A 22529-nucleotide genomic window follows, 5' to 3' on the forward strand; every position below is an offset into this window, starting at 1 on the left:
CACTTTGTGTGGTGTCTCCGCTTTGTTTCTGTCAGGCTGTGGGCCTTCCGCCCCCCCCCCCCCCCCCGGGGGGCGGGGGGGGGGGGGGGGGGGGGGGGGCCCCCCCCCCCCCGACGCGTGAGTCCGGCGGCGGGTGTCCTCTCGTCAGGGAAGCGCCCTCCTGAGATCGAGGGTGAAGCACAGGCCCGGCTTGCCCGTCAGGACGAGCGTGCCCGCCTCCTGGAATCCGGCCCGTGCCAGCACCGCACGCGAACCCGCGTTGTCAGCCGTGGTCCTGGCGCGCAGCGTGGTCAGGCCGTACTTTCCGGCGGCGAGCGCACAGACCTGACGCACCCCGGCGGTCGCCAGTCCCCGTCCCGCGGCCTGGCGGGCGACGCGGTAGCCGAGCTCGGCCGAACCGTTCCCGACATCCACCAGGTTGACGCGCCCGAGGACGGTGCCGGACCTGTCCGTGAGCACATGGAAGTGGTGCTTCCCCGCCTCCTGCTCCGCGAGCAGGTCGGCGTGACGCCGGTCGAACTCCGCGAAGAAGGCATCCCCTCGGTCCGGGACGGAGGCGGCGAAGTACGCGCGGTTCCGGCGCTCGAACGCGAGCAGGGCAGGTGCGTGATCGGGGCGAAGACGTTCGAGGCCGGCCATACGATGACGCTACCCGCGCCGTGTACCGCTCGGAACAGACGGACCGGCTTGGGGCGGTCCGGTTCCGCGGAGCGGCCTCGGCCCGACCTGGCCGGTGTGCCACACCCTTCAGAGCCGGGCCCCGACCGCCGTGCCGTCCCGGGGCACGAGGAACTCCGGGGCGGAAGGCAGGGAGCCGTCCGCGGCACGTGGGCCGGTGACCTCCGAGGTGTCGGTGCTGAGGACGGAGTCGTCGTCCCAAGTCCCGCCGATATCCCATGAGTTGCCGATGGAAGCGGTGTCCGCCCCCAGGGCGGCGGGACGGCTGTCCGAGACGGCGAGGTTCGCGGTGAGTGCGGCCTGTGCCCCGGCGGTGTCGGCGTCGAAGCCCGTTCCGCCGTTACCGAACGTCGTGTCGTCGCTCAGCGCGAGCGCACCCGGATTGCCGTTGTCGGTGAATCCGTGCCCGGCGTTGCCGAACGCGACCGAGTTCCGCACGGTGTGGCCCACCGCCGGGGCCGGTGTACCTCCACCGAGCTTGAACCCGTTGCCGTCACCGGCGAAGTCCGGGAAGTCCCAGCGGTTGAATCCGTTGCCGTACGAGAGGGTGTCCTCGATCAGTACGGACGAGGTGAACTTCCACGCGTCGAAGCCGTCGTCGACGTTGTTCCAGAGACGGGCGCCGCGCACCACGTTGCCCGTGCCGCCGCCCTCCTTGATCCCGAGGCCGTCCGCGCTCTCCCCGTTCTTCCGGGGGTCGCGGTTGCCGTAGCTGTCGAGGTCGATGATCTGGTTGTCGCTGGAGTCGCCCTGGAGCTGGAACCCGGTTTCGTAGTTGTCGTGGACGGTGAGCCGGGAGAAGACGTTGCCGTCACAGCCGTCGCAGTAGTAGCCGTACGACCCGTTGACGATCTCCAGGCCGGACACCCGCCAGTGCGATGCCTCCTGGTGGATCGCGCCACGCTCGTCCCGGGGGATGCTGCCGCCGACGGGGGTGTGGCTCGCCGGGAGCGCGTCGCCGTCGATGACGACCCGCTCGCCGTCGTAGGCGCCGAGGGTGATCGGCCTCGACTCCTCGCCCGACGTGGTGATGGTGATGTTGTCCACGAGGGCGTAGGTCCCGCCCCGGACCGCGATCACGTCGCCGGGGCCTGCTCGGTCGACCGCCTTCTGGATGGTCCGGAGCGGATCGGCGAGGGTGCCGGCGGCGGCGTCGTCACCGTCGGGGGACACGATGATGGGTGACGCGGCGGCGGACGCCTCGCCCGGTGTCAGGGTGGGGGCGGCGCCCAGGATCACCGCCAGGGACAGAACGACGACGCGCATATCAGTTCCCGCTTCCTCATGAGGTGCTTACGGAAGGACAGTGGTCGCCGGCCCCCGGAACGTTGCCGCACGTGGCTGACGGGCGGTGAGAGACCTGCGAGGACACCTCCGTCAACCGGGATAGTCGGGTCTTCCGTTCGTCAGACAGTGCGAAGGGTGACTTTCTGTCCCCACGCGCGTTGTACGGGGCGTGTCCCCTTCATCTCCCCTCCTGCCCCCCGTCCCGGCCGCGACGGCGGTGCGGGTGACCCCGTTCCTCCTCACCCCCCGTCAGGGTGAGGCGGCCCGTGCGTTCCTGGCGTACCTGGGCTCGCTGCCGCTGAAGGGCGCCGATGCCCACATCCTGGCCGCGGTGGTCGCCATCCGCGCGGCCAGGAGCGGCATCGGGAACCTGACCGGCCAGGATCTGCGCTCTCTCCGGCTGACCGAACCCGAGGCGACCGTGGCCGCCCTGGGCGCTCTGGGCTGGCACGGCCACGAGGCGCTGCTCGGCGGGGACATGGTCACCCCGGTCCCGATCTCCGTGCCGGATTTCGCACCGGGGACCGAGCCGCCGCTGCTGTTCGGGAAGGTGATGCGGTCCCGGGTGTCGGGGTGGACCGTGCGGACCATGGCCGCCAAGCCGGTCAAGAAGGGCTCGCCCGCCGTACGGCTGGCCGCCCTCTATGTCGCGGCGTACGGACCGCCCGACGAGTACGGCACGCTTCCCGGGCACCTTCCGGCGGAGTGCGGGCCCGCCCTTGAGGAACTGCTCGCCAAGGGGTTCCTGCGGGAGCTGGACGGTGAGAGGTACCTGCTGGGCGAGAGCGTGCGGCATCTGTCGGGTACGCGTCCACCGGTGGCCGACACCCCGCGCTCCCGCCCCGAGGAACCGGAGCAGGAGGTGCTGAGCTGGGACGAGTGGAAGGACCGGGCGAGCGTGGCCCTGCGCCGTCATGTCGAGGCGGTGGAGAGCTGCGCCGAGTGCTCGGTGTCCACGGCACGCGTGTCGGAGGCCTTCATGCGCAAGGCGGTTCCCGCCCAGTTCACGGAGAAGGTCCGTACGGCGTACGAGGCATGGGAGGCGAAGTATCCCGACCAGGGGCCCGCAGCCGCGGAGTACACCGCCGATTTCCGCGCGTCCCACGGCCACGGCCCCTCCGTCAAGCAGATGTGCAAGGCGATGGGCTGGGGCAAGATGTCCCGGCAGCTGAGGATCTTCGTCATCCGGCGGCTCATCGCCGAAGGGTGGATCACGAACACGGAGCCCGTGCCCTGGACCCTGCGCCCGGGCAAGGTCGGCCTGGCTCATACCGCCGCCGGGACGATGCCCGCGGACCAGGGAGCACGGGCGCGCTGAGGGGCATCCGCAGACGGGTCCGACGGGGGCAGGTACCGGCTGGAAGGCGCAACCGCGGCTCCGCGTGACAAGCCGGGCCGGGGCCGGACTTGGGCAGCGCCGTGCCCGGGCCGTGGGACGGCAGCCGGGGCCGTCACCTCGAGGAAGGCGATGCCGCAGGGCATCGGCTTCCTCCAGGACGCCGTGACGACAGGGTGTCAGCGTTCGGACAGTTCGGAAGGTGCCTCCTGGACGACCCATCCGTTGCCGTCCGGATCGGTGAAGGTCATGAACGAGTTCCAGGTGTCACCCTTGCCGTCCTCCCAGCCCGTGGCGCCCACATGCCGCACGGGGGAGGCAGCGACCCCCCTGGCCACGAGCTCCTCCCGTGCTGCCTCGATGTCGGTCACGCAGAACTGGAGCCCCTGCAGAGACCCGGGAGCCATCACCTTCTCACCGGGAAACGGGGGCATCCCCTGGAGCATGGCGACGGAACACCGCGATCCCGGGGGAGTCAGCTGGACGATACGCATCCCGGGCGCCACCTCGTCATCGAGGTCGAGATGGAACCCCAGCTTCCCTGCATAGAAGTCCTTCGCCCTGTCCATGTCCGTGACAGGGACAGGGACCACCTCGAGCGTCCAGTTCATCGGAGCCTCCTCGACAGAGCCAGTGAGCCTGGCGGTACGGACCGTCCTCGGTGCTGCCGCGAACGGAGAGGGCCGTGTGAGCCCCGTAGGACCCACCGTGGCCCAGGAGACGACTCCCGCGCACTGCGCAACGCCAGCGGCCCCCGTGCTTCGACCATTCAGGCGTCCGGGGTGAAACGCATGGAATCGGTTCCGGAAGCGGGTGTGCGGCATCTCCGGCGGCGCGGCCGCGGTCCCGGTCGGCGCCGATGCCTGCGGCATCCGCGGACCTGCTCGAGCCGGTCGGCCGAGGGCGACGACGGATCGTGGGCCGGGAACGCCGTTAATCTGTCGCCTTCGATCGCACGGCAACGAGCGCCTGCGACGGATCCTGAGGTGGTGGGCGCCATGAGCGACATGTGGACCGGTGAAAGGGTACGGCTGCGAGCCGTCGAGCCCGAGGACTGGGAAGGCTTCCGTGACCTGGCCCGGAACACACTCGATGTACGCAACGCCGACATGGTCGACCCTCCGCGCTCGGCCGATGGCTTCCGCTCGTGGACGGCGGAGCGGGCCGCTCGCCCGCCGGGGGGTGAGGCGTTCCGTCTGGTGGTGGAGGCGCTGGCCGACCGCTCCTTCGCGGGCTCGGTCACCGTGGGCGAGGCCGACACCCGCGCGGGGCGGTTCAGGACGGGGGTCGAGATCGTCCGCGATCGGCGCCGTAAGGGATACGCGGCCGAGGCGACCGAACTCGTCCTCACCTACATGTTCGCCGAACAGCGCTTCAACAAGTGCGAGGTGGAGGTGTACGCGTTCAACGACGCCTCCCTCGCCCTCTACCGCGGGCTCGGCTTCGTGGAGGAGGGAAGGCTTCGCCAGCACGAGTTCTTCGCGGGCTCCCACCACGACGTCGTGCTCCTCGGAATCACCGCCGCCGAACACTGGGCCACCCACCCACGCCCCTCCGTGCGGTGACCTCACCCGGCGGTGGCGGAAGAGGAGCACGCCGGTCCAGGCCGCTCTTCCGGGCCCCTCACGGAACCGGCTTCGGTCCGTGCCCAGGGGGCGCACGGTCGCCGCTGCGCAGCCTCGAGCCGACTCGCAGCCCTGAGCCGGCCTGTCCGGCGGGCCGTGCCGCGGACGCGGGGTCGGCCGCCCCCCTGGGGGGTGGTCGTCGGTCGACGACGGACCGGGCAGCCGCCCTCCTCCGCCCTGAGGGCGAATCATCCGGATCCGCTCACCCGTACCGACAGGGCGCTGTGTCCCATCCCGTGCCCTGATCCGCCGGACAGGGCATCAGGTCGCGGCCTGCGTGCTGTCCCGGAATCCTCCCCAGCCGTGCCAGCGGTCGATCTCGATCCAGGCGTTGACCCTGCCCCGCTCCCGGTCCGCGTACGGCTGCCCCAGGTACTGCTGGGACAGGCGGTCGATGCCGGTCAGACCCTCGTCGTCACTCATCTCGACGACACGCCCGATCAAGGTCACATGGGTGTACCAGTCGGATTCGTCGAGCACCGTGAGGGTGACACGGGGATCCCGGCGTACGTGTTCGAGGCGCTTGCGGCCCTCGTCCATGTTGACCAGCACCCGGCCCTCGTCCCAGAGATACCAGGTGGCGGTGGAGACGGGCTGCCCGTCCGAGCGAAGTGTGGCGATGACGGCGGGGTTGGGCTTGCGCAGCATGGCTACCGCGGCGTCAGGAAGCGGCGGCTTGGACATGATCTCTCCTCTGTCTCGGACGACGGCCCCCATCACGCTGGATCACACGAGGCGATCCGGGGTGGTACCCACGCTGTCACACGGGACGCGCGGCAGCCGGGACCGTGTGCACCGCGTTCCCGGTGGCGCGGTGCCCATGCCGGCCGCCCGTGCCCGTCGCCCCGCTGCCGCCCGTCGCGCCCGGGCCGAGCAGACCGGACTGTCGGTGGTGCCTGTGATGCTGGACGTATGGACGAGCTGATGAGGCGGCGTGTGTACGGCGCCGACCACGACGACCCCGACCCGGGACCCCGGCCGGGTCACGCCTACGTGGAGCTGGTGGGTGGTCCGCTCGACGGCCTGCTGCTCGACGTGACCGGCTGGCCGGCGGAGCGCCTCGCCGCGGGCGCCGCCCTGGGGACGGAGCTGGGGAAGTTCGGCGCCGGGGGACGCGCGGTCTACGGGCCCCGGCGGGAGGATCCGACACGCTGGGCATGGGAGGCCGACAGCCCCTGAGACCAGGGCCTTCCCCGGACGACGCCGCCATCGGGGAAGGCCTCATCCCGGTCGTCAGCCGGAGCAGCGGGTGTCCCTGCCGGGGCGCTTCCCGGTGGTGAGGAAGAGGGTCACCGCGTGGTCTCCGCAGGCGTTTCCGTTGCCCAGGTACATCCCGTGGCCTCCCTGGTCCAGGCTGACCATCCTGGCCCGGTCACCGAGTGCCGCACGCATTTTCAGCGCACCGGAATAGGGCGTCGCGGGGTCGCGCAGGCTCTGCACCATCAGGATGTTCGAAGGACCGCTGTCGGTGATCCGGACGGGGCGCCCGGCCGGCTCGCCCTTCCAGAAGGCGCACGCCGTGATGTTCACCGGCATCCCGGCAAGCAGCGGATACCGCTCCCGGTCGGTGGCGACCCGGCCGGCGTAGTCCAGGGAGGGGCCGGGCCAGCGTACGTCGTTGCAGATCGTCGCCAGCATGAGCGAGGCGTCCTCGTCGGGGATCGACTGGGCCAGGTCCGGGGGCAGGGTAGGCGTCCCCTCCGGATCCTGGGCTTCCTTGATCAGCCGTGCCATGGACGGGAACGCGCTGTCGCTGGGAAGCGAGTTCTGCAGCGCCTGGCGCAGCGCGTTGCCCGTCAGCGGGACGCCGGGCGTCCCCGACTCCCGCGGGGAGCGGTCGAGACGCTCCGCCAGCGCGAGGAACTGCCCTTCCACGTCCTCGGAGTCCTCGGCGAGACGCAGCCCGGACTCCTCGCGGGCCGGATCCGCCGCCCACCTCGCGAAGTCGGGGAAGCGGTCCGCGACGCCCCGCGACATGTTCTCGAGCCAACCACGGGCCACCCGGGACGGATCGGGGTCGCCCGTGCTGTCGAGCACCAGCCGGTCCACGTGCCCCGGTTGCGTCTGCGCGTACACCGCTCCGACATAGGCCCCGTAGGAGGTGCCCCACACGGTGAGTGCGCGCTCGCCCAGGGTCCGGCGGAGGCGGTCGATGTCCCGTACCTCGTTGGCTGTCGTGAAGGACCGCAGGACCGCGCCGCCGTTGCGTGCGCAGGACTCGGCGGTGCGACGCGCCCGGTCCGTGTTCTCCGCGACACCGCCGTCGGGCGCGGGCCAGGGCCTCAGGGTGACCAGCCGGCGGTCGGCTGCCGGGAGTCCGCAGCGTGCCTTGACACTGGAGCCGACGCCGCGAGGATCCAGGCTGATGAGGTCGAACGCCCCGTCAACCGCGTCCCGCAGGGCGGCTCCCTTCTGCGAGAGCCGCTGGACCCCGGACGATCCCGGGCCCCCCGGGATCACCATCAGGGTGCCGCGACGGTTCTCCGGGCGGTCGCTGCGCAGACGGGTCACGGCAACAGGGACGGTCCGCCCGCCGGGACGGCCGTAGTCGAGGGGTACCTGGAGGGTGGCGCACTCCTGCCCGGCGGCGGAGGAGGCCGACAGGCAGGGTCGCCAGTCGAGGGGCGGCAGTGCGTCCGACGCGCGGGCGACGGACGGCGTCGCGGTCAGAGTGGCGGCCACGACGGTGGCGGAGAGGGTCAGGAGGATGGTCTTCCGCATCTGGTTCGGCATGTGCTCAAGCCTGGTGGAGCGGCGACGGCCCGCCCATGCGGTGGGCAGGCGGACCGAGGGTGGGGTCAGCCGGGTGTCCGCCCTGCGGATGACACCGGCGAGCCCCCTGCGGCCTCCGCCCTGCCGGTCCCCGGGGCCACGGCCGTCCGCCGGCGACCGGACGGCCGTGGCCCCGGGGACCGAACGGAGGCAGCCGTGCCGGATCCGATCCGGCAGGTCTGAACCAGCCGTGCAGGGGCACACGTGTTCCACCGATCAAAGGAGAAAAGTCATGCTGGGTATAGCCGCCGCCGTACTGTTCTTCATCGCCTTCCTGATCAACGCCGCCGACATAGCGACGAACGACGTCTTCTCCTCGACGAACGTGATGCTGCTGGGGCTGCTCGTGCTCGCCCTGCACGTGTCGGGCGTCGGCAACGGGCGGCGTATCGGCCGACGGTGACCAGCCGCCCGCGGCCCGCTCCGGCCGCCGGTGTGTGCGCGGTGGCGCAGCCGTCCCCGGCGAACGTCTCCTGGGTGGCCGCACGGGGATGCCGTGCGGCCACCCAGGACGCAGGCGGTGGTTCCGGGACGGCCGGCCGTCCCGGACAATGGGTTCATGCGGATCCGATTGGTGGACCTCGATGAACTTCCCCTGATCCAGGACATCGAGAGGGCCGCGGGGCGGTGCTTCGGGGAGATCGGCATGCCCGAGGTGGCGGACGACGATCCCCCCTCGGTCGGTCAACTGGCGAGCCACGCCGTGCGGGGCCTCGCCTGGGCGGCCGTAGACGGTGCGGACGGGCCGGTCGCCTATCTGATCGCCGGTCATGTGGACGGGACTCTTCACATCGAACAGGTGTCGGTGCACCCGGGCCACGCCCGCCGGGGTATCGGCCGGGCCCTGATGGACCACGCGGCCCGGCGCGCCGTCGCCGACGGTCTGCCGGCACTCACCCTCACCACCTTCGGCGAGGTTCCGTGGAACGCGCCGTACTACCGGCGCTGCGGATTCCGCACCCTGGAGGAGGAGCAGATCGGGCCTGGCCTGAGAGAGATCCGTCGGTCGGAGGCAGCGCGGGGCCTCGACCGATGGCCGCGCGTCTGCATGCGCAGGGACCTGTGAGGGCACAGGCCGCGCCGGGCCGGCAGGGTGCCCGGCCCGGCCGCTGTCACCGGTCGAGCCGCATCAGCAGGTGACCCCGGCGAAAGCGTTCCCCCTCCTGCGGCTCGCGCAGCATCCGGCCGACCTCGACGAACCCGGCCTCGGCGGCCAGATCCGCGAGGCCCTCGAGAGGCCACCGGTAGGCGTCGGTCACCTTGTGATCGAAGACGGTCACCGGGTCGCCCTCCGACTCGAAGAAGGCGAGCAGGAGCCGGCCGCCGGGCACGAGCACCCGGCTGAACTCCGCGAAGTACGACGCGATGTCCTGCGGCGGCGTATGGATGACCGAGTACCAGGACACGATTCCGCGCAGGGCGCCGGCCGGGACGTCGAGCGAGTCCATGGACCCGACCTCGAAGCGCAGGGAGGGGTGGTCCCTGCGCGCCAGGTCGATCATCGCCGGTGACAGATCGACACCGAAGACGTCGAGCCCCAGGGCGTGCAGGTGCGCGGTCACGGCCCCGGGACCACAACCGACCTCCGCGACCGGCCCGGCGCCCTCGCCGTCACTCCTCACCTGGTCCGCGAACGCCGCGAGAACGGCGCGGTCCAGGGGGAGCGAGTCGAGGGCGTCGCGGAAGAGGCCGGCGTAGAGCTCGGCGACGTCGTCGTAGGCGCGGGCAATGCTGAGCAGGGGTGCGGGAGTTTCGGTCATGGACGAGAACGATAGAACGACTTGGGTGCCGGCCGCCGGGCGGTGCGCGCAACTCCGGGGGAGACACCCAGGCGGTCCGCCGCCAGGGCCCGCCTCGCACCGGTGGGCGGCCCCTCCGCCGGCAGCCGGTTGCGGCACCGAGACCGCGGCCGGTGTGCGGCCGGCCGGCTTCTCCCGCGCCCGGCCGTCGTCCTTCTACGGCTGATCGTCGAACGCCGCTGCCAGTTCCCGCCATTCGGCACGTGGAAGTCCCCCTCCGCCCTCCTCCGCGGTGACGACCTGGAGAGCGACGTGGTCCGCCCCTGCGTCGAGATACTCCCGGACGCGAGACCTCACCCGCTCGGTGTCCCCCAGGGCGAAGAGCGCGTCGAGCAGGCGTGGGCTGCCGCCGCCGTCGAAGTCGGCCTCGGAGAAGCCCGAGCGCAGCAGGTTGTCGGTGTAGTTGGGCAGTCGGAGGTACATGGCCAGCATGGTCCGCGCGGTCCGGCGGGCCCGGTCCCGGTCGGTGTCCAGCACCACCGAGAGCTCGGGAGCCAGCAGCGCGCCGGGGCCCAGGGTCCGGCGCGCCTGCGCCGTGTGCTCGGAGGTGACGAGATACGGATGGGCGCCGAGCGTCCGCTCCGCGGCCAGCCCCAGCATCTTCGGACCCAGGGCGGCGAGTACCCGGTGCCCGGTGCCGACGGGGGGAGCGGCGTCGTCGAGCGCGTCCAGGTAGGAGACCATCGAGCTGTAGGGCTTGCTGTACTGAGGAACCATCGGCCCGTGACTGACACCGAGACCCAGGACGAAACGCTCGCGCGCTTCCGCCGGGAGCGCCGCCACCGCCGCGGTCACCTCCTCCGCGGTGTGGTCCCAGATGCTCAGGATCCCGGTGGCCACCGTCGCCGTACGCGTCGCACCGACGATCGCCGCCGCGTCCTCGGGCGAGGGACTGCCCCCGATCCAGAGGGTGCCGTACCCCAGTTCGTCCAGCTCGGCGACGGCCTCCTCGATCGCCTTCCGGCCCGCGTCATCGACGCGCGACGCCGCCAGGGAACTGCTCCAGATACCGATCCGTCCGAAATTCCTGTGTGTCTCCGAGGTCATGGAGGCGTCAACAGTGTGACGGGCGGGCTATTCCCGGCCGCCCGCGGTTCAGCCGAAGGGAGGATCTCCCGCTGTCGCCCGGCCGAGTGGTGGGATCACCCGAGGTGGCGGTGTCGGGGGCCGTCGCACCCCTGCCCGTCCGATGATCAGGAAGGGTGGGACACCCCTGTTCTCCGAGGCACCTTCGTCCGGGCGCTTGGCGGCTCGTCCCTACGGGGCGTACCGCCGTGCGGTCTCACCGGCCGGCGGCGCCCTCGGTGCTCTCCCGCAGCACCAGCCGGTGCGCCACCACCCGGTCCTGGGTGGACAGGACCGCCGGGCTCGCCGCGCCCGAGCCGCCGTCCCCGGCGGATGAGCTCAGGGCCTCGTCGATGCGGCGCTGGAGGAGCTGGACCGCGGTCCTGGCCACCGCCGCCTTGTCGGGTGCCACCGTGCTGAGGGTCGGCACGCTGAACCGGCCTCCCTCCACGTCGTCGAAGCCGATCACGGCGACGTCCTCCGGCACGCGGAGGCCGTGTTCGTGCAGGGCACGCAGTGCGCCGAGCGCCAGTTGGTCGTTGAAGCACAGGAGCGCGTCCGGCCGCGCGCCCCGGCCCAGTGCCTCTGCCACCGCTTCGGCGCCGTCGGACATCCGGAAGGACGCGACGGGCAGCAGGGACTCCGGGGCGTACGGCACCCCGGCCCCCGACAGGGCCGCGCGGAAGCCGCGGGTGCGCGCCTCGGCCGTGCCCAGGCCGGGCGCGTCGCGTCCGCCGACGGCGAGGAGAAAGCGCCGGCCGAGGGCGATCAGATGCTCCGTCGCCTCACGGGCGGCCGTCTCGTTGTCGATGGCGACATGGTCCGCGCCCTCCTCCAGCAGTTCGCCGAGCAGGACGGTGGGCGGAGCCCCGGGACGGCGGCGCAGATCGTCGGGGGTGAGGGCGAGCGGGCTGAGGATGGCTGGTGGTGCCGCTGTTCAAGCAGATGCTGCTGTTCAACCTGGTGGACACCTACGCCGCGGTGATCCTGCCCCAGGTGGTCGCGCCGATGATGGTGTTCATCCTCAAGCGGTTCTTCGAGAGCATCCCGCGTGAGCTGGAGGACGCCGCCCGGATCGACGGCGCCTCCGAGCTGCGGGTCTTCATGTCGGTCGTACTGCCGCTCTCCCGGCCGATCGTCGCCGCCGTGGCGATCTTCGTCTTCATCGGCGCGTGGAACAACTTCATGTGGCCCTTCATCGTCACCAACGACCCTTCCCTGATGACGCTGCCGGTCGGTCTGGCCACGGTCAAGGACGCCTACGGCATCCAGTACGCGCAGTCGATGGCATCAGCCCTGCTGGCCGCGCTGCCGCTGATCGTGGTCTTCCTCGTCTTCCAGCGGCGCATCGTCAACTCGGTCGCCACCACCGGACTCGGCGGCGCCTGACCCGCACGGCCCGTCCCGAGCCCGGCCGACCTGCCCCGGTCCGCGGCGTGTCCGCTCCTCGTGGACCGGCCGCTAGGACCGGAAACCTCCTCACGCCCACCCCCCTCGCACCACCGGGAACGGCCTCCCGCCGCCCGCCGATCGACTGGAGCACGTGTGTCCACTCACTCCGTACCGCGTCCGGAGTACCCCCGACCGCAATTCGTCCGCGAGGACTGGATCAATCTGAACGGCCACTGGCAGTTCGAGACCGACCAGGGGGACAGCGGACTCGAACGCGGCCTCCTCACGCGTGAGCTGGGCCGGGAGATCCTCGTCCCCTTCCCGCCGGAGTCCGGCCTCTCCGGCATCGGGGAGACCGACTTCCTGGAGGCGGTCTGGTACCGGCGGACGCTGTCCCTGCCGCGGTCCTGGGCCGGCCGGCGCGTCCTGCTCCACTTCGGTGCCGTCGACCACGACACGACCGTATGGGCCGACGGAACCGAGGTCGCGCGCCACCGCGGAGGCTTCACCCCCTTCACGGCCGACCTCGGTGACATCGCGGGGTCCGGCGAGGACGTCGTCATCACCGTCCGGGCCCGCGATCCCCGCTCGGGCCCCCAGGCCCGCGGCAAACAGGCGACCCGGTACGCGAACCACGACTGCAACTACACCAGGGTGACCGGCATCTGGCAGACCGTCTGGGCGGAACCCGTCGCCGAGATCCACCTCAGGCGCCCGCGGATCACGCCCGATCTCGCCGGCTCCGCCTTCCACCTGGAGCTCCCCCTGTCCGGCAACCGGCCCGGTCACCGGGTACGCGCCGTCCTCACCGACGCCGACGGCGAGGTGAGCAGGGCCGAGGTACGGGCCGACCTCGACCTCGCACCGCGCCTCCACCTCCCGGTGTCCTCCGCCAGGTACCGGGAGTGGAGCCCCGAGGACCCCCATCTGTACGGACTGCTTCTCGAACTCCTCGACGGCGAGGACGAGGTCGTCGACCGCGTGGAGAGCTACGCGGGCCTGCGGTCCGTCGGCCTGCGGGGCAAGGCAGTCACCCTCAACGGACGCCCCGTCTTCCAGCGCCTGGTGCTCGACCAGGGGTGGTATCCGGACGGTCTGATGACGGCCCCCACGGACGAGGCCCTCGTCCGTGACATCGAGCTCGCCATGGAGGCAGGCTTCAACGGGGCCAGGCTGCACCAGAAGGTCTTCGAGGAGCGCTTCCTCCACCACGCGGACCGGCTCGGCTACCTGGTCTGGGGCGAGTTCGGCGACTGGGGCTGCGAGACGGGCGGCTCGTCCGGCGACAACCAGCAGCCGGACGCCTCCTACGTCACCCAGTGGCTGGAGGCCGTGGAGCGCGACTACTCCCACCCCTCGATCATCGGCTGGTGCCCGCTCAACGAGACGTACCAGAAGCTGCACGACCGCATCACGCGGCTCGACGACGTCACCCGGGCCATGTTCCTGGCGACCAAGGCCATGGACACCACCCGCCCCGTCATCGACGCGTCCGGCTATGCGCACAGGGTCGCGGAGACCGACGTCTACGACGCCCACAACTACGAGCAGGACCCCGGGACCTTCCGCCGGCTGATGGCCGGGCTCGCGAAGGAGGACCCCTTCGTCAACAGCTACGAGAACGGCAACGCCTACTCCCTGCCCTACGCGGGCCAGCCCTACTTCGTCAGCGAGTTCGGCGGCATCTGGTGGGACCCGGAGGCCGCCGCCGCGCAGTCGGGCGAGGACCGCACCGAGTCATGGGGCTACGGCGAACGCGTCCGTGACGAGGACGAGTTCCACGCCCGCTTCAGTGGACTCACCGGCGTGCTGCTCGGCGACCCGGCCATGTTCGGCTACTGCTACACCCAGCTCACCGACGTGTTCCAGGAGCAGAACGGCGTCTACCGCTTCGACCGGGGCACCAAGCTCGACATCGCCCGCATCCGCGCGGCGCAGCTGCGCCCCGCGGCCATCGAGCAGCCGGATGAGCACGACCCCCGCAAGAGCTGAGCACGGACCACGTCCACCGTGGCCGGAGGCCTCCCCCTCGCTGCTTCCGGGGGAGGCCTCCAGGCACCTCGAACGGCCTCAGCGGCGCTCCATTCGCCAGATCTGGGGCTGGAGGCCGTTGCACGTCCACTGGCGGACGTCACCGCCCGGCGCCCGGGAACCTCCCTCGACGTCCAGGCACAGGCCGCCGGCCGCGGACACCAGCCTGTAGTAGCCACGTCCGACACCCTGCACCCGCCAGTCCTGCGCCGCCTGCCCGTTGCACGTCCACTGACGTACGTCGGCACCTGGCGCGGCGGACCCGTTCTCGACGTCGAGGCAGAGACCACTGTTGCGGCCGGTGAGGGTGAAGCGGCCGTCGCCACGCGCCCTCAGCAGCCAGTCCTGCGGTCCGAGAGCGTTGCACGTCCACTGCTGCACGTTGCCGCCCGCCACCCTCGAGTCACCGGCGACGTCCAGGCAGAGCCCGCTGTTGGCGTTGACCAGCCGGTACGTCGCACCGGCCGACACCCCCGCCGCGTCACCGTTCCCGGTCGTCGGGCCCGTCGCGAAGTACGGCCTGCAGACGGAGCCGTCCCAGTCGGTGGCGATCTGCAGCACCTGGGTGCCGTCGGTGGAGGGAAGGAGGGGAGAGCTGTAGTTCTGGCAGTAGTTCGCGCCCGGATCGCCGATCGTCACCGGTGCGGCGATCTCGTACCCGGGGCCGGTCCCGTTCTCGGTGTTGGCCAGGATCGTCCGCCCGCTGTCCGCCGCTGTCGTGCCGTCCCGGTTCAGCAGTTTCTGCCCGATCAGAAGGATCCGGCCGTTGGCCCCACCGCCCGGCGAAGGTGACCAGGCGATGGTCGGCGCCGCCCGGAAGTACTTCCCGTCGACCGTCTCGGGACGGAACCCGAGGTGCGCCGGATCCCCCCAGTCCCAGCCGTCCGCCGAGGTCCGGTAGTGCACAGTTATCTGCACCTCTTCTCCTCGTTGATCGCGGTGCTGGTCACCACGATCAAAGAGAACGAAGTGGATCTACGTCATGAACTGATGGAGGGTCGGGCTCAGCTGCCCCGCGCTGGTGCCGTGGTGGAAACCGGTGAGCCTCTGCCAACTTGAAGTCGCAGGTCAAAGGCCTGGTGTGGCCGGTCCTCGGGGCGCTCATGCTGGTCGTGGGCGGGAGTCCACGGCGAAGATCATCCGTCAGCGGTTGACTTCGAGGTTCGTCAGGACGAGCAGGGCTCGCAGGAGCTGGGTGTCGTGGGCGGGGTCGGTGTGGAGCTTGGTGAGGATCCGCCAGTTCTTGAGGTGGGCGAAGCCGTGCTCGACCGGCGCGCGTCCCACGGCGAGGACGCGGTTGGCCTTCTTCTCGCCTGGGGTGAGCTTGTGGGTGCGGCTGGCCGCGTAGCCGGTGACGATCACGGGTTCGAGGATGTCGTTGTCCAGGCCGCGGAAGCCGAGGTCAGCCAGCGCCCCGAGGCCGGCAGCGCGCAGGTGGGCCAGGATGTGGTCGTGGCGGGCCGCGATGTTGTCGTGGGTGCTGCCGGGCCGGGCGGCGGAGATCCAGATCAGGCGCCCCTTCTCGTCGGTCAGGGCGAGGAAGTGCAGGCCATGAGTTCGGTGCTTGCCGGAGTAGTTCTGTCGGTCGGCGCTGCCGGTGCGGCGCTGGGTGCGGATGAGGGTGCCGTCGATCAGGACCACCTCCCCGCCCTGCTTGACGACCTTTTTCAGGACGCGGTCCAGGCGCGGGGCCTGGGCGGCGAGGAGTCCGATCAGCTCGTCGCGCCAGCGGCGGACCGTGGACTCGGACACGTCGTTGCCGCCGGCCATGTCGGCCAAGCGCTGGTCGTGGCGCAAGACGGGCCAGGACGATCACCGCGATCTTCCCGGGCGGCAGGATCCGCCACCGGGACCGTATCGCCTTCAGGTGACGCCGCAGCAGGTCGGCGAGGTGGTTGACGGTGCGCGGGGCAGCGGCAGACGGCACTGGTAGACAAGCTGGCAAGTGTCCTCGGCGCGCTCTTTGGTATTCGTCACACAATTCCAACGGCCGCCGGGGGCACCCCGGTTACGCGCGTACTGAGCCTCTCCGAGTGGCGGTACTGCTTGTCACAGGCGGGTGGTGAACCGGCCGTCGGGCAATTTGCGGAGCCAGCCTCGGTCGACGAGTCTGACCAGCTTGCCGCGTAGCGGTTCCAGCTTGGACTTCACGCTGATGTCCACCCCCACTGCCTCGCCGACCTCGCGGGCCATGACCGGTCCGGCGGCCTGCCGCACGACGGTGATGATGCGCTGGTAGTCCGGCGGGAGCGCATCCTCCTCCACGCCCGGTTCGCGGTGCGGGATCAGCATCACCGCCCGGCCACCCACCTGCCCGGGCACCGGCCGGGCTGAAGCACGTTCCTCGGCGAGCTGCTCGGTCATCCGTTCAAAAACCCTTTCTGCGACAGCGAGTTCGTCCCGTTCGTCCCGCACTTCCGCCAGATGTTTAGCCAGCTGGTCTTCGAGTTCGTCCAATTCCGCGTGCCGCGCGGTGATCCGTTCCAGCAGTTCGGGATCCAGCATGCACCGGATCGTAGAGGGACGATGATCCTCAGCGGGGAAGCACCGGACGCTCAGCTCCCTGCTTGTGCTGCCGAGCGCTTGTTCAAGAACTGCTTCGCTGCTTCGACCGCTTCCCTGCTGAGTTCCTCGAAGGAGACTCCCCAGCTCTCCTCCCAGCCGTCCAGGTTGTGCGCGCAGTGAACCAGTGGTTCCAGCTCTTCGGGGTAGCCGAGGTCCTCGGCAATGTCTGCCCAGATGAGGTGGGTGCCAGCGGCGGCATCCAGGGATCCGTCGACAATCTGACCGGCGGCCCAGTCGGCCATCGCCCACTTGGCGGCCCGTCGGTCAGCGGGAGGGCAGAAGAGCAGGCCCAGCTCCTCCAGTACCTGGTCGAAGAGTGCGGGGGCTTCGGGCTCTTCGCTCCGGAGGAGGCCGGCCAGCATGGCGAGAGAGGGGCTCTCAATCCCTGCGATCAGAGCGTTCAGTCCTGCCTGGATGAGCCGGTCTGACCCGACGTGCCTCTCGAAGGCCCGCTCGCGCGCGAGGTGGCTGAGCTGCTTGAGGGCCTCGTCGCGGGTCATCAGAGTCTTCTCGGTCGGCGTCTGGGAGGAGAAGGCTCGCACACCGACCGACGCTGGTGCATCGTGTTTCCCTTCGAGCGACCGCGCTGACGGATGATCTTCGCCGTGGACTCCCGCCTACAGTCAGCATGAGCGCCCCGAGGACCGGCCACACCAGCCCTTTGACCTGCGACTTCAAGTTGGCGGAGGCTCAGTCACGTCATCCCGCGGGCATGGCGGTGGCGGGACGGTGAACCTCCAGGATGACTGCGGTGCCGGCCACGGTTCGGTCCTCGTGCATGGTGATCTGTTGGCCGGGCTGGAGGTGCGTCCAGTGGGAGGGGGTCAGGGGCACGAGGCGAACCGTGGCTCGGCCGCCGGGCTCGAGAACGGGCATGTTCTCAACCCAGAGGCGAGCGATGCTGACCGCACGTTCACCGGTGGGCGAGAGGTGTCCGATGTCCCACATGGGTCGCAGAACACCGGCGCCGGAGATTGCCGTGGTGCGTCGCGCCTCGGCGGCAGGACGGAGCGTCAGATCCGCTCGGATCACGCCGTTGCGGATCTCTGAGCACCGCCAATGGCACCAAGCCGCGCTCCGCTCCAGCCGGAGCTGCTCAGCCGCGTCGGCGAGCTTCTCCCAAAACGCCAGAGGGAGCGAGCGACCGTCCCCGAGCTCCTCCAGCAGGCCCAAGGCGATCTCCCACTCGTCGTGGACGAGGTAGTCCCAGATATCTCGCACCGTGATGTCGTTCTCGGTGGCGGTCTCTTCCGGAACCAGCAGGGAAGCTGATTCGAGCAGCTCAGGGACGTCCATGCGCTCATTGTCGACCAGGTCGTTGTCAGGCTGCGCTTTCCTGGTCTCGCTCGATGGCAGCGAGCCGGTTCTTGAGCCGGTAGCTGGGGCCGTTGATGGAGATCACGTCGCAGTGGTGCAGGAGGCGGTCGAGGATGGCGGTGGCCAGGACCTCGTCGCCGAACACCTGCCCCCATTCGCTGAAGGTCTTGTTCGAGGTCAGGATGATCGAGCCCTTTTCGTAGCGCTTTGAGATCACCTGGAAGACCAGGTTCGCCTCGGCGCGTTCGAGGGGCTGGTAGCCCACCTCGTCGACCACGAGGACCGCCGGTCGGAGGTAGCTGCCCAGCTTGCTGGTCAGGCGCCCGGCGGCCTCGGCGGTCTTGAGGTTGCGGACCATGTCGTCGAGGCTGGTGAAATAGATCGAGTATCCGGCCCGGCAGGCCGCGACCGCGAGAGCGACGGCGATGTGTGTCTTGCCCACTCCCGGCGGCCCGAGCAGAGCTGCGTTGGCCTTGGCCTCGATGAAGGAAAGAGCGGCGAGGTCCTTGACCTTGCGTGGGTCGAGCTCGGGCTGGAACGAGAAGTCGTAGTCGTCCAGCGTCTTGTGGTGCGGGAGCTTCGAGATCCGCAGGCCGGTGCGGAAGCGGCGATCTTCACGGACCGCGAGTTCTTCGGAGAGAACCAGGTCGATGACGTCGAGGTAGCCCATCTTGGCCTCGTCAGCCCGCTGAGCGTACTGGGTCAGGGCGTCGGCCAGGTGGGGCAGTCCCAGCTCGCTGGCCGTGTTGCGGATGCGGGTGGAGACCAGCTCGCTCAAGATGTTTCCCTCGTGCTCGGCTTGGTGGTGAAGGGGCGGGTGCCGGTCAGTTCGTCATAGACCGACAGAGGCCGGCGGCCGACCTCGACCTGGGTGACCGCGGTCCGGTTCAGCAGGGCCGCCAGCGGCCCGGATTCGGGGCCTGTGCTCTGCCGGCGGGGCCGGGGCAGGCTCCCATCGCCGGCTGTGATGCGGCGGCCGGATCCCGTGGGCAGACCGTCCCAGTGCTTCTCCTCCACGATGCGGGCGCCCCGGCCGACCGCCCGCGGATGGGTGGCCAGCAGGGTCTCGCCACTGTGACCGGGGACGGTGGCATGCAGCATGATCTGGGACTTCGTGGCCCTCACCTCGACCAGCTGGCGGGGGCGGACCCTGCGGGCCGGCACCGAGTAGAGGTTCGCGTCGAAGGCGACGAGGCAGTCCTTGCCGACGTAGCGAAGGTGCCGCTGCGTGACCACGTAAGGCGTCTGCGGCAGCGGCCGCAGGGCCACGTGGTCGCGGACCGCCGGCAGGCCGAGACGATCGAGGCCCACCGGGCGTTCATCGCCCGCCGGCGGGCCTCCCCCCGGCGAGGAGTACCGGATCCCGACAGAGGAGGAGTGGGACTCCTTCCTCTCGCACTTCGAGAAGCGGAAGGTATCCATCGGCACCTGCGCACGCGCCTTCGGATCCCCCTGCATCCATGAGCACGCTTGTGTCAGATGCTCGCTCCTCCGGCCTGATCCGGTCCAACGGTCACGGCTGATCGACATCCGCGACAACCTGATCGCCCGGATCGCCGAGGCGAAGCGGGACTGGCTAAGCGAAGTCGAGGGCCTCCAGGTCAGCCTCGCCGGCGCGCAGGGCAAGCTGGATCAGCTCGATGCCGAAGCAGCCCGCCGACCCTCCACAGTCGATCTCGGCATGCCGACCTTCGCCGACGTCGCCATCCGCGCCACCACTACGTCGACGGACCAAAGCTGCCCCTGAAATCCATGGTCGCCACGAAGCTGAACTGCCTACGCTCCAACCCATGCGAACTGTCTTCGTGTTTCCCGCAGGTGAGCGGGCTGAGACCGTAGCCTCGCTCGATCGGCATCTGCCCGAGCAGGGCGATCCGTGGACTCTGGACGGCAACCTCTACATCGACATCGACGATGAGCAGACCGGCTATCTCTTCTCCGATTGGGATCCTGAGGATGTGGCGATCCTCGAAGCGGCCGTCGGACATCACCCCACTTGGGCGGTGCAGATCGACATCTCCGGGCGGATCGACGGCACCGCAGAGGTTCACCTAATGATCGCGCTGCTGCTTGAGCAGGGAGGCGTGGCAACGGACGACTACACCACCCACCCATGGACCCTGCCGGAGATCCTGTCTGGGGCAGTGATCGACGGCCTGCGCTTCTTCGACTTTCGTGGCTACCACGAACTCAACCGCGAATAAGGGCACTCCTGACTCGATCACTTCACGAGCGCAAGTTCAGAGAAGCCTGCGTCCGCTGCCCGATGCTGAACGTCAACCCCAAGATGCTGCCCCGCCTCGCAGAGCTGGAAGCCGACCTTCTCAACCGTCGGGCACGCGCCGAGGCCGAGGGCTGGGCCGGTGAGATCGAAGGCATCGACCTCACCCTCTCCTTCCTCCGCGCCAAGCGCGACGAAACACAACGCCGAGACCAGCGGCCGCCCGTCCACCTCGGCATCCCCACGCCCCGCCCGACCCCCTAGCAACTGGAACTATCTCCGTGATCGACATACCCGTAGGCCCGTCCGATTCCTGCCGAATCCGTCACCAGATGAGGACCCCACCTCCCATCGCACCCGCGCGGCTGGCGGCCTCTTCGATGATCGCCAGCCGCTCCGAGATCGCGCCCCTGTGCTCCTCGACGGTCCGCACGGGCTCCGACTCCGAAACGATCCTCTCCAGGTTCTCGCGGAGCAGGAGGCACTCCCGCAGGAACTCAGGGACCTGCGCGGGATCTACCTGCAGGTCCGCATCAGTGAGGACCGGAAAGAAGCTGGCGCCCAACGAGCGCACCACTTCCGCGCCCCACACGCGCGTGCGCCAGCTCTCGGCGCCCGCGGAGTTCGAGCGTCCGGCCGGAACGTCCTGCACCCGCCTCTTGCCATCTACATCAACAACGAAGACATTCACCGACAAACTCATGGGCGCAGTGGATCACAACCTCGACGGCGTGGTCCACGGAGTTCAGCACAGCAGGATCGTCACCCGAACCGGTGAAGTGCAGAGAAGCACCACACACTGGTACCGGCCGCCGGGGTTGCAGATCTCGTAACTCATGAAGTACGTGCCGTCCGGGAGCTTGCGGACGACCGGCATGCCGGGCCGGTCAGGCGCCCAGGCACTGGCCACCACATCGTGGCGGTCCTGCCAGCGCAGACCGTCGAAGCTGCGGGCGGCCGACAGCTTCTGGCTGTGGCCCGGATCCGTCTCGTCCGCGTAATGACAGACCAGAGCCCCGTCCGAGGCCACGGAGAACTCGGGCTCCCACAGCCCGCCCGTCCCCGTCGCCACGGCGCAGGACGACAGATAGGACAGTGTCAGCGGCAGCGGGCGGTGAAGCCGTTCGCCGCGAGGCCCTGGCAGAAGGATGCCCGGGCGGCCGTGTAGCGGGACAGCCTGCCGTCCACGAACCACGTGGTGTCCGGCGCGAAGTCGAAGCTCCCGTCGTCGATTCCGTCCCAGCCGTAGCGGAAGTCGAGATCGATGTAGACGACGGACCGGATCACTCCCCGGAGGTCGTACTGCCCCGCCAGGTTGGGGATCGGTCCCTGGTAGTTCATCAGGGAGAAGAGGCGCTTGACCCACAGGTCTCCGCGCTGCTGTTCCAGGCCGTCGGTCGTCGTGCCGTCCGCGGTGAAGTTCATCATCCCCGCCTCCGACAGCACCACCGGCTTGCCGTGGTCCTTGGCGAACTTCACCAGCTTCAGCACATTGGCGTCGTGGTCGAAGTTCCGCCAGACGGCCGCCGGATTGCCCGCCTGGTCCGTGCCGATGTACGCGCTGCGGCACTGGCTCGTGCCGGTGTCGTAGTTCTGCGGAGGCGTGCCGTTGTACAGGTAGCCACGGTCGTGGATCGGCAGGCAGAGCTCATGGGCGAAGACCGAGACGCCCATCCAGTCGACCGCCGCGTCGCCGGGGTACATCGCTTCGAACTCGCCCCGCACGGGATGGAACACGTACTCCAGGTTGTGCGCGGCCGACCGTCCGTCCAGATAGCCGGCGAGCCTGTTGAAGGCGTTCTTGTACGAGGAGCAGCTCGCGTCGGTGCAGTGGTAGAAACTGCTGACCTCGTAGTCGAGGCGGAGCTTGAACCGTGCCGCCGGGTGGGCGTCGGTGAAGGCGAGCAGTCGCTCGAGGGCCGCGGTGTGGCCGCCGGCCGCGATCTCGGCCGTGACGGCGCGGGACCGGGCGGCCTTGGCGTTCTCGTCACCGCCCTCGAAGCCGGGAGGGTTGTCCTTCCAGCTGATCCCTATCTGGACCGTCTTCCCCTGGTCGGCCAGGAGGGTGGCGTAGTCACGGTGTGCGTTGTTGACCCAGTTACCGCTGCGCAGTTCGTAGTACACGGAACCGCCGTCGGCGTTCTGGCCGAAGCTGTTGAAGTCGTCCCAGGCGGCACGGGTCGACTGGCCCAGCAGCAGTTCGGGGGCCGCCCCCGCGGCGGCGCTCCGGGGGGCATCCGGGGCCGGGGGAGTGGAGCCGGCCTGCGCGGCGGTGGTGCCGGGCCAGATCAGCAGTCCGGCGAGGGCGGTCGTGGCGACGGACCGGAGCACGGTCCTGAGTGGTCGTCGGTAGGGCATGGGAGTTCCGCTCCGGAGGTGGGGGACGGGGACGGCCGGGTGCCCGCACGCGGGGGATGCCGCGCGGGGCACCCGGATGGGAG

At 70.1% G+C, this 22529-nt stretch carries 22 protein-coding genes and 5 pseudogenes; 9 read left to right on the plus strand and 18 right to left on the minus strand.

Going from position 1 to position 22529, the window contains the following annotated elements:
* Positions 1-144: 144 nt before the first annotated feature.
* Both ACFXOA_RS24515 and ACFXOA_RS24520 read right to left on the minus strand, forming a co-directional pair.
* Positions 145-639 carry a GNAT family N-acetyltransferase gene (locus ACFXOA_RS24515; RefSeq protein ID WP_385032454.1) on the minus strand — a complete coding sequence of 165 codons (495 nt, stop codon included), beginning with the start codon at positions 637-639 and terminating at the stop codon, positions 145-147.
* A 108-nt stretch (positions 640-747) separates the two neighbouring features.
* A complete protein-coding gene (locus ACFXOA_RS24520) occupies positions 748-1944 on the minus strand; it encodes a right-handed parallel beta-helix repeat-containing protein (RefSeq protein ID WP_385032457.1) in 1197 nt (398 codons plus the stop codon).
* 244 nt (positions 1945-2188) lie between these two features.
* Between ACFXOA_RS24520 and ACFXOA_RS24525 the strand changes: the two genes are divergently transcribed.
* On the plus strand, positions 2189-3283 hold the full coding sequence (locus ACFXOA_RS24525; protein ID WP_385032460.1) for a hypothetical protein: 1095 nt from the start codon (positions 2189-2191) through the stop codon (positions 3281-3283).
* 197 nt (positions 3284-3480) lie between these two features.
* Here ACFXOA_RS24525 and ACFXOA_RS24530 read toward each other — a convergent pair whose 3' ends face one another.
* Positions 3481-3912, minus strand: a complete 432-nt coding sequence (locus ACFXOA_RS24530) for a VOC family protein (RefSeq protein ID WP_385032463.1) — start codon at positions 3910-3912, stop codon at positions 3481-3483.
* A gap of 387 nt (positions 3913-4299) precedes the next feature.
* Here ACFXOA_RS24530 and ACFXOA_RS24535 point away from each other — a divergent pair, with 387 nt between their 5' ends.
* On the plus strand, positions 4300-4866 hold the full coding sequence (locus ACFXOA_RS24535; protein ID WP_385032466.1) for a GNAT family N-acetyltransferase: 567 nt from the start codon (positions 4300-4302) through the stop codon (positions 4864-4866).
* Between the two features lie 321 nt (positions 4867-5187).
* Here the strand turns inward: ACFXOA_RS24535 and ACFXOA_RS24540 are convergent, their stop codons facing one another.
* Complete coding sequence (locus ACFXOA_RS24540) at positions 5188-5610, minus strand: PPOX class F420-dependent oxidoreductase (protein ID WP_385032469.1); 423 nt, start codon at positions 5608-5610, stop codon at positions 5188-5190.
* A 228-nt stretch (positions 5611-5838) separates the two neighbouring features.
* On the opposite strand from ACFXOA_RS24540, the gene ACFXOA_RS24545 reads away from it, so the two are divergent.
* Positions 5839-6105, plus strand: a complete 267-nt coding sequence (locus ACFXOA_RS24545; RefSeq protein WP_385032472.1) for a hypothetical protein — start codon at positions 5839-5841, stop codon at positions 6103-6105.
* 54 nt (positions 6106-6159) lie between these two features.
* On the opposite strand, the gene ACFXOA_RS24550 is transcribed toward ACFXOA_RS24545, so the two are convergent.
* On the minus strand, positions 6160-7659 hold the full coding sequence (locus tag ACFXOA_RS24550; RefSeq protein WP_385032475.1) for an alpha/beta hydrolase: 1500 nt from the start codon (positions 7657-7659) through the stop codon (positions 6160-6162).
* Positions 7660-7930: 271 nt separating this feature from the next.
* Here ACFXOA_RS24550 and ACFXOA_RS24555 point away from each other — a divergent pair, with 271 nt between their 5' ends.
* Entirely contained in the window at positions 7931-8101 is a 171-nt protein-coding gene (locus ACFXOA_RS24555) for a hypothetical protein (RefSeq protein ID WP_385032478.1), read from the plus strand.
* A gap of 156 nt (positions 8102-8257) precedes the next feature.
* Entirely contained in the window at positions 8258-8764 is a 507-nt protein-coding gene (locus ACFXOA_RS24560; protein ID WP_385032481.1) for a GNAT family N-acetyltransferase, read from the plus strand.
* 46 nt (positions 8765-8810) lie between these two features.
* Here the strand turns inward: ACFXOA_RS24560 and ACFXOA_RS24565 are convergent, their stop codons facing one another.
* From ACFXOA_RS24565 to ACFXOA_RS24575, 3 genes and pseudogenes are all read right to left on the minus strand, one after another.
* The gene (locus ACFXOA_RS24565; RefSeq protein ID WP_385032484.1) at positions 8811-9458 is read right to left on the minus strand and encodes a class I SAM-dependent DNA methyltransferase; all 648 of its coding nucleotides are present in this window, start codon (positions 9456-9458) and stop codon (positions 8811-8813) included.
* Positions 9459-9653: 195 nt separating this feature from the next.
* Entirely contained in the window at positions 9654-10544 is an 891-nt protein-coding gene (locus tag ACFXOA_RS24570) for a TIGR03620 family F420-dependent LLM class oxidoreductase (RefSeq protein WP_385032487.1), read from the minus strand.
* A gap of 235 nt (positions 10545-10779) precedes the next feature.
* Positions 10780-11481 (minus strand): annotated as a pseudogene (locus tag ACFXOA_RS24575) (substrate-binding domain-containing protein); the annotation flags it as partial.
* 2 nt (positions 11482-11483) lie between these two features.
* Here ACFXOA_RS24575 and ACFXOA_RS24580 point away from each other — a divergent pair.
* Together ACFXOA_RS24580 and ACFXOA_RS24585 are read left to right on the plus strand one after the other, a co-directional pair.
* Positions 11484-11951 (plus strand): annotated as a pseudogene (locus tag ACFXOA_RS24580) (carbohydrate ABC transporter permease); the annotation flags it as partial.
* A gap of 156 nt (positions 11952-12107) precedes the next feature.
* Complete coding sequence (locus tag ACFXOA_RS24585; protein ID WP_385032490.1) at positions 12108-13946, plus strand: glycoside hydrolase family 2 protein; 1839 nt, start codon at positions 12108-12110, stop codon at positions 13944-13946.
* 78 nt (positions 13947-14024) lie between these two features.
* Here ACFXOA_RS24585 and ACFXOA_RS24590 read toward each other — a convergent pair.
* The 7 genes and pseudogenes from ACFXOA_RS24590 to ACFXOA_RS24620 all read right to left on the minus strand — a co-directional run.
* Positions 14025-14900, minus strand: a pseudogene (locus ACFXOA_RS24590) (RICIN domain-containing protein); the annotation flags it as partial.
* 228 nt (positions 14901-15128) lie between these two features.
* Complete coding sequence (locus ACFXOA_RS24595; RefSeq protein ID WP_385032644.1) at positions 15129-15755, minus strand: transposase family protein; 627 nt, start codon at positions 15753-15755, stop codon at positions 15129-15131.
* 279 nt (positions 15756-16034) lie between these two features.
* Complete coding sequence (locus tag ACFXOA_RS24600) at positions 16035-16490, minus strand: hypothetical protein (protein WP_385032493.1); 456 nt, start codon at positions 16488-16490, stop codon at positions 16035-16037.
* A 50-nt stretch (positions 16491-16540) separates the two neighbouring features.
* Entirely contained in the window at positions 16541-17050 is a 510-nt protein-coding gene (locus ACFXOA_RS24605; protein WP_385032495.1) for a hypothetical protein, read from the minus strand.
* Positions 17051-17249: 199 nt separating this feature from the next.
* Positions 17250-17846, minus strand: coding sequence for a hypothetical protein (locus tag ACFXOA_RS24610; protein WP_385032498.1), 597 nt, complete (start codon positions 17844-17846; stop codon positions 17250-17252).
* Between the two features lie 25 nt (positions 17847-17871).
* On the minus strand, positions 17872-18645 hold the full coding sequence (gene istB / locus ACFXOA_RS24615) for an IS21-like element helper ATPase IstB (RefSeq protein WP_385032501.1): 774 nt from the start codon (positions 18643-18645) through the stop codon (positions 17872-17874).
* A pseudogene (locus ACFXOA_RS24620) lies at positions 18642-19163 on the minus strand (IS21 family transposase); the annotation flags it as partial. The gene istB and the pseudogene ACFXOA_RS24620, both read right to left, overlap by 4 nt.
* Positions 19164-19657: 494 nt before the next feature.
* On the opposite strand from ACFXOA_RS24620, the gene ACFXOA_RS24625 reads away from it, so the two are divergent.
* Complete coding sequence (locus tag ACFXOA_RS24625) at positions 19658-20071, plus strand: hypothetical protein (protein WP_385032504.1); 414 nt, start codon at positions 19658-19660, stop codon at positions 20069-20071.
* 62 nt (positions 20072-20133) lie between these two features.
* Positions 20134-20352: a recombinase gene (locus ACFXOA_RS24630; RefSeq protein WP_385032507.1), complete on the plus strand. Its 219-nt coding sequence runs from the start codon at positions 20134-20136 to the stop codon at positions 20350-20352.
* A 61-nt stretch (positions 20353-20413) separates the two neighbouring features.
* Here ACFXOA_RS24630 and ACFXOA_RS24635 read toward each other — a convergent pair whose 3' ends face one another.
* The 3 genes and pseudogenes from ACFXOA_RS24635 to ACFXOA_RS24645 all read right to left on the minus strand — a co-directional run bounded on the left by ACFXOA_RS24635 (position 20414) and on the right by ACFXOA_RS24645 (position 22446).
* Positions 20414-20791 (minus strand): hypothetical protein, encoded by a 378-nt coding sequence (locus tag ACFXOA_RS24635; RefSeq protein ID WP_385032509.1) that lies wholly within the window; start codon positions 20789-20791, stop codon positions 20414-20416.
* A 69-nt stretch (positions 20792-20860) separates the two neighbouring features.
* Positions 20861-21187 (minus strand): annotated as a pseudogene (locus ACFXOA_RS24640) (hypothetical protein); the annotation flags it as partial.
* The gene (locus ACFXOA_RS24645; protein WP_385032512.1) at positions 21187-22446 is read right to left on the minus strand and encodes a hypothetical protein; all 1260 of its coding nucleotides are present in this window, start codon (positions 22444-22446) and stop codon (positions 21187-21189) included. The gene ACFXOA_RS24645 and the pseudogene ACFXOA_RS24640, both read right to left, overlap by 1 nt.
* Between the last annotated feature and the right edge of the window lie 83 nt (positions 22447-22529).

The sequence above is a fragment of the Streptomyces sp. NPDC059166 genome (genome assembly GCF_042755185.1).
Lineage (GTDB): Bacteria > Actinomycetota > Actinomycetes > Streptomycetales > Streptomycetaceae > Streptomyces.

What these genes read in the sequence shown, in the direction of transcription:
- ACFXOA_RS24515 (WP_385032454.1), bottom strand. Translation starts at nt 639, where the DNA reads ATGGCCGGCCTCGAACGTCTTCGCCCCGATCACGCACCTGCCCTGCTC.
- ACFXOA_RS24540 (WP_385032469.1), bottom strand. Translation starts at nt 5,610, where the DNA reads ATGTCCAAGCCGCCGCTTCCTGACGCCGCGGTAGCCATGCTGCGCAAG.
- ACFXOA_RS24645 (WP_385032512.1), bottom strand. Translation starts at nt 22,446, where the DNA reads ATGCCCTACCGACGACCACTCAGGACCGTGCTCCGGTCCGTCGCCACG.
- ACFXOA_RS24595 (WP_385032644.1), bottom strand. Translation starts at nt 15,755, where the DNA reads ATGGCCGGCGGCAACGACGTGTCCGAGTCCACGGTCCGCCGCTGGCGC.
- ACFXOA_RS24530 (WP_385032463.1), bottom strand. Translation starts at nt 3,912, where the DNA reads ATGAACTGGACGCTCGAGGTGGTCCCTGTCCCTGTCACGGACATGGAC.
- ACFXOA_RS24520 (WP_385032457.1), bottom strand. Translation starts at nt 1,944, where the DNA reads ATGCGCGTCGTCGTTCTGTCCCTGGCGGTGATCCTGGGCGCCGCCCCC.
- ACFXOA_RS24570 (WP_385032487.1), bottom strand. Translation starts at nt 10,544, where the DNA reads ATGACCTCGGAGACACACAGGAATTTCGGACGGATCGGTATCTGGAGC.
- ACFXOA_RS24550 (WP_385032475.1), bottom strand. Translation starts at nt 7,659, where the DNA reads ATGCCGAACCAGATGCGGAAGACCATCCTCCTGACCCTCTCCGCCACC.
- ACFXOA_RS24635 (WP_385032509.1), bottom strand. Translation starts at nt 20,791, where the DNA reads ATGAGTTTGTCGGTGAATGTCTTCGTTGTTGATGTAGATGGCAAGAGG.
- ACFXOA_RS24605 (WP_385032495.1), bottom strand. Translation starts at nt 17,050, where the DNA reads ATGACCCGCGACGAGGCCCTCAAGCAGCTCAGCCACCTCGCGCGCGAG.
- ACFXOA_RS24630 (WP_385032507.1), top strand. Translation starts at nt 20,134, where the DNA reads ATGCTGAACGTCAACCCCAAGATGCTGCCCCGCCTCGCAGAGCTGGAA.
- ACFXOA_RS24565 (WP_385032484.1), bottom strand. Translation starts at nt 9,458, where the DNA reads ATGACCGAAACTCCCGCACCCCTGCTCAGCATTGCCCGCGCCTACGAC.
- ACFXOA_RS24545 (WP_385032472.1), top strand. Translation starts at nt 5,839, where the DNA reads ATGGACGAGCTGATGAGGCGGCGTGTGTACGGCGCCGACCACGACGAC.
- ACFXOA_RS24560 (WP_385032481.1), top strand. Translation starts at nt 8,258, where the DNA reads ATGCGGATCCGATTGGTGGACCTCGATGAACTTCCCCTGATCCAGGAC.
- ACFXOA_RS24610 (WP_385032498.1), bottom strand. Translation starts at nt 17,846, where the DNA reads ATGGACGTCCCTGAGCTGCTCGAATCAGCTTCCCTGCTGGTTCCGGAA.
- ACFXOA_RS24555 (WP_385032478.1), top strand. Translation starts at nt 7,931, where the DNA reads ATGCTGGGTATAGCCGCCGCCGTACTGTTCTTCATCGCCTTCCTGATC.
- ACFXOA_RS24625 (WP_385032504.1), top strand. Translation starts at nt 19,658, where the DNA reads ATGCGAACTGTCTTCGTGTTTCCCGCAGGTGAGCGGGCTGAGACCGTA.
- ACFXOA_RS24600 (WP_385032493.1), bottom strand. Translation starts at nt 16,490, where the DNA reads ATGCTGGATCCCGAACTGCTGGAACGGATCACCGCGCGGCACGCGGAA.
- ACFXOA_RS24535 (WP_385032466.1), top strand. Translation starts at nt 4,300, where the DNA reads ATGAGCGACATGTGGACCGGTGAAAGGGTACGGCTGCGAGCCGTCGAG.